Below are 1,459 nucleotides of genomic sequence, written 5' to 3'. Positions count from 1 at the left end.
TAAAATGTACCCTATAAGATGGACACTTAAAAAAGGTCATCTTGTAGGGTCTTTTTTGTGTACAATGAATAAAAAACGAGCGGTGGTCAAGCAAATGTCAAAAAAACACTTTACATTGCAAGAGCAAGATCAGTTGAGAAGAAATCCCTATGTGAGAAATGTTAGTACTAAAGCGATTACATACACGGATGCATTCAAAGAACGATTTATTCAAGAACACAGTCAAGGTACGCTTCCTAGTGAAATCTTTCAGGAAGCAGGCTTCCCCATTGACGTTTTGGGTGCAACCCGGATTCGAAAGGCTTCCAATCGATGGCGTACGGCATTTCAGGAACAAGGATCTGCTGGATTAACGGATGGTAGAAAACACGCCTCAGGCCGTCCTCTAAACCGTGAATTAAGTCTTGAGGAAAAATATGCCCGTTTGGAAGCGAAAATGAAATGGCTTGAAGCGGAGAATGAATTCTTAAAAAAGCTCGATCAACTCGAAAGGCAGATGAGAAGAAAAAAATCCAACTCTGTACACGACAAAAATTCGAACTGATTCAACAGATGATGCATACCTACTCTTTCCAATGCAAGGTGCATGTTCTTTGTGCTATTGCTGGCGTTTCACGCTCAGGCTACTACCGCTATTGTAGTGAAAGCGCCAGGCTACATCGTCAAAAGCAGGAACAGGACGACCATAAGGTGAAAGCGATCATCCTGAAAGCCTACCATTACCGTAGGAGGAACAAAGGCGCACGTCAAATCAAAATGACGCTCGCACTTGAGTATAGCGTCATATACAATCTCAAGCGAATTCGTCGAATCATGCAAAAGTACAACATCGTTTGTCCCATTCGAAAAGCAAATCCAGCACGTCGTATGGCTAAAGCGACGCAAGAGCATCGAACCTGTCCCAATATGTTGAATCGAGCCTTTAAACCAGGGATTGCAGGCAAGGTTCTCTTAACCGACATCACGTATTTAACTTATGGGATAAGCAAACGAGCCTATCTATCAACAATTAAAGATGCCGAGACGAATGAAATACTAGCCTATGAAGTCTCCGCTTCCCTTGGATTGGACATTGCAATGGAGTCGTTGAAACAACTCAAAAAGCATAAGCATCTCACTTCGGATGCCTTGATCCATTCGGATCAAGGATTTCACTATACAAGCCCCAAGTTCCAAAAGCTTGTGAAACAAATGGGGTTAAATCAATCCATGTCACGGCGAGGAAACTGTTGGGACAACGCTCCACAAGAATCCTTCTTCGGGCATTTTAAAGATGAAACAAATTTCAAAACATGCATGACCCTGGAGGAGGTTAAGCAAGAAGTAAAGAGTTACATGATCTATTACAATCATTATCGAGGTCAATGGAACTTAAACAAGCTGCCGCCTGCAAGATACAGACGACAGCTTGAAGCAGCCTAACCTTTTTTAATTTGTCCTTTACAAGGGGTACATTTTA

Annotated in this window: 1 protein-coding gene; it reads left to right on the top strand. The window is 42.2% G+C overall.

Annotated elements, in window-relative coordinates; genetic code table 11:
* Nucleotides 1-94: 94 nt before the first annotated feature.
* Nucleotides 95-1,422, top strand: a protein-coding gene (locus M3629_RS27900; protein WP_251512166.1) for an IS3 family transposase whose coding sequence is annotated in 2 segments (ribosomal slippage) — nt 95-464 and nt 464-1,422 — 1,329 coding nt in all. Because the reading frame shifts where the segments join, the coding sequence is not laid out codon by codon here.
* The last annotated feature ends 37 nt before the right edge of the window (nt 1,423-1,459 follow it).

Origin of the sequence: Paenibacillus polysaccharolyticus, assembly GCF_023714295.1 — a bacterium.
Classification (GTDB): Bacteria; Bacillota; Bacilli; order Paenibacillales; family Paenibacillaceae; genus Paenibacillus; species Paenibacillus polysaccharolyticus_A.
Note: the sequence above shows the minus strand (reverse complement) of the source record. Positions and strands in the feature narration are given on the sequence as shown.